This is a genomic window from Methyloceanibacter sp. (assembly GCF_051306395.1).
In the GTDB taxonomy this organism is placed as follows: Bacteria; Pseudomonadota; Alphaproteobacteria; order Rhizobiales; family Methyloligellaceae; genus Methyloceanibacter.
Window position 1 is genome coordinate 1 of sequence record NZ_JBPPND010000085.1, and the last position, 2,827, is coordinate 2,827.

3 protein-coding genes and 1 other annotated feature are annotated in these 2,827 nt (G+C 62.7%); of the genes, 2 read left to right on the forward strand and 1 reads right to left on the reverse strand.

What is annotated here, in order from left to right; all coding sequences use genetic code 11:
* Nucleotides 1-46: 46 nt before the first annotated feature.
* Nucleotides 47-1,147 carry a redox-regulated ATPase YchF gene (gene ychF, locus ACSLE4_RS05125; protein WP_435903401.1) on the forward strand — a complete coding sequence of 367 codons (1,101 nt, stop codon included), beginning with the start codon at nucleotides 47-49 and terminating at the stop codon, nucleotides 1,145-1,147.
* A gap of 117 nt (nucleotides 1,148-1,264) precedes the next feature.
* Here the strand turns inward: ychF and ACSLE4_RS05130 are convergent.
* Nucleotides 1,265-2,493 (reverse strand): IS3 family transposase gene (locus ACSLE4_RS05130; protein WP_435903402.1). Its coding sequence is split into 2 segments (ribosomal slippage): nucleotides 1,265-2,205 and nucleotides 2,205-2,493, totalling 1,230 coding nucleotides; the frame shifts between segments, so codons are not numbered across the junction.
* Nucleotides 2,096-2,212 (reverse strand) — a sequence feature (AL1L pseudoknot). Its footprint overlaps the gene before it by 117 nt.
* Between ACSLE4_RS05130 and ACSLE4_RS05135 the strand changes: the two genes are divergently transcribed.
* Nucleotides 2,474-2,761: a hypothetical protein gene (locus ACSLE4_RS05135; protein WP_435903403.1), complete on the forward strand. Its 288-nt coding sequence runs from the start codon at nucleotides 2,474-2,476 to the stop codon at nucleotides 2,759-2,761. The two genes, ACSLE4_RS05130 and ACSLE4_RS05135, sit on opposite strands and share 20 nt — an antisense overlap.
* Nucleotides 2,762-2,827 lie beyond the last annotated feature (66 nt).

Here is a 2,827-nt window from a genome sequence, read left to right on the forward strand (position 1 = left end):
CGGGCAGGCCGCCGGTAAAGACAACGGCAAAGAGTAAACGGATCTCATGGGTTTCAATTGCGGTATCGTCGGCCTGCCCAATGTCGGCAAGTCGACGCTGTTCAACGCGCTCACGCAGACGGCGGCGGCGCAGGCGGCCAATTATCCGTTCTGCACCATCGAGCCCAATGTCGGCCGCGTCGCGGTGCCGGACGAGCGGCTCGACGTGCTGGCCACTATCGCCGGCTCGGCCAAGATCATCCCAACCCAGCTTGAATTCGTCGACATCGCCGGGCTGGTGGCGGGCGCCAGCAAGGGCGAAGGCTTAGGGAATCAGTTCCTCGGTCATATCCGCGAAGTCGACGCCATCGCGCATGTGTTGCGCTGCTTCGAGGACGACGACATCACCCATGTCGCGGGCTCGGTCGATCCCATTCGCGACATGGAGATCATCGAAACCGAATTGATGCTGGCCGATCTCGACAGCCTGGAGAAGCGCCTGCCGGCGCAGCAGAAAAAGGCCAAGGGCGGCGACAAGGATGCGGCGGCCGAAGCTGCCGTGATGGAGCCAGTCATCAACGCACTGCGCGACGGCAAGCCCGCGCGCGCCGTGAAGCTCGACGCCGAGGATTCGCTAATTCTTAAGCGCATGCAACTTCTGACCGCCAAGCCGGTGATGTTCGTCTGCAACGTCGCCGAGAGCGAAGCCGCCACCGGCAACAAGCACACCGAGACGGTGCAGAAGCTGGCGCGCGAGCAGGGCGCGACGGGGGTGATCATTTCCGCCGCCATCGAGGCGGAGGTGGCGCAGCTTGCCGACCCCGCCGAGAAGCAGGAATTCCTCGAAACCTTGGGCCTGAAGGAAACGGGTCTCGTCCGCGTCATCGCCTCGGGCTATTCGCTGCTCGATCTGGTGACGTTCTTCACCGTCGGCCCGAAAGAGGCGCATGCCTGGACCCTGCATCGCGGCGGCAAGGCGCCGGAAGCGGCCGGCGTCATCCACACCGATTTCGAAAAAGGCTTCAGTCGCGCCGAGACCATCGCTTATGTCGATTACGTCGCCTGCAAGGGCGAGAACGGCGCCAAGGAAGCGGGCAAGCTGCGGCTCGAAGGCAAGGACTACGTCACCCAGGACGGCGACATTTTCCACTTCCGCTTCAACGTCTGATCGCTTTGTTGAACTTAAGTAGCGCTTAACTGCGTGCCCAGAGACAAGATATGCCTCTTTACCTCTATTTTTAAGCTGTGAACCGCCCCGGGTTTGCCGGAGGCTGTTTGGTTTGAGTCACGCTGCCATGGCTGGCTCTTCCAGGATAGCGTAATAGCGTTCCTCGGCTTCGGCCGGCGGGATGTTGCCGATGGGCTCCAGCAGCCGGCGATTGTTGAACCAGTCGACCCAGGTCAACGTGGCGAACTCGACGGCTTCGAAACTCCGCCACGGCCCACGCCGATGAATGACCTCGGCCTTGTAGAGGCCATTGATCGTCTCGGCGAGGGCATTGTCGTAGGAATCTCCGACGCTGCCGACAGAGGGCTCGATGCCCGCTTCGGCGAGGCGTTCGGTGTATCGAATGCTCACGTATTGAGAACCCCTGTCGGAATGGTGCACCAGACCGCCGCGATGGACGGGCCGCCGCTCGTGCAGGGCCTGCTCCAGGGCGTCGAGCACAAAGCTGGCGTGAGCCGTCCTGCTCACCCGCCAGCCGACGATGCGGCGGGCGTAGGCGTCGATGACAAAGGCCACGTAGACGAAGCCCGACCAGGTGCTGACATAGGTGAAGTCCGAGAGCCACAGCATGTTCGGCGCCGGAGCATGGAACTGGCGGTTCACATGATCGAGCGGGCAAGGTGCGGACTTGTCCTGCACCGTCGTTCGGATCGGCTTGCCGCGGACGACCCCCTGAAGGCCGAGATCGGCCATCAAGCGCTCCACGGTGCAGCGTGCGGTCGCGATGCCTTCCCGGTTCAACTGCCGCCAGACCTTGCGCGCGCCGTAGGCTTCGAAGTTCTCGGCGAAGACGCGGGCGATCTGGGGCCGCAGGGCCTGATCCCGCTTGGCCCGTGGCGACAGTTTCTCGGGATCGGCCCGCTTTGCGACATGATCGCGGTAAGTCGACGGGGCGATCGGCAGCATCTTGCAGATCGGCTCGACCCCGTGCGCCCCGCGGTGATCGTCGATGAACGCGATCATGGCCTGAACCGGCGGTCGAGCTCCGCCTGGGCAAAATAAGCAGATGCTTTGCGCAGGATCTCGTTGGCCTGTCGAAGCTCGCGGTTCTCACGCTCCAGAGCCTTGAGCCTCGCAGCCATGTCCGTCGGCACGCCGGCCCGCTTGCCGGCGTCCACCTCCGACTTCTTCACCCACGCGTTCAGCGTCTGTCCCGTGCAGCCGATCTTGGCCGCAATCGAGATGATCGCCGCCCAGCGCGAGGGATGCTCGTGTTCGTGATCCAGAACCAGCCGCACCGCGCGCTGGCGCACCTCAGGGGAAAACTTGTTCGGCGTCTTGCTCATGATGGCTCCACCTTCTCAGGAGTTGGAGCCTCCGGCAGTTGCGCCGCAGTGGCCGTGTTTGATGCGAGCTGAAACGGCGCGCAGATATCTCGACCTAGGGCCTGAGGTATTTCGCCGCGAAATCGTGCGCCGCCTACCGGCAGTCGTTCTCGGTGGCCGCCGGCATTACGACAAGAGCGATCTTGACAGCTGGATTGAACTGAAACTCGGCCGATCTGGAGCCGATAAGGAAAAGGACTGGCTGAAGCATATCGATGGCAACGATTAAGCTACGAGGGATCAACAGGGTTCGTTCCAAAGGTCAGGTCTAGTGGGATCATCGTGCGCTGTCTCT

Coding starts and splice junctions, on each gene's coding strand:
- ychF (WP_435903401.1), top strand. CDS start 47: ATGGGTTTCAATTGCGGTATCGTCGGCCTGCCCAATGTCGGCAAGTCG.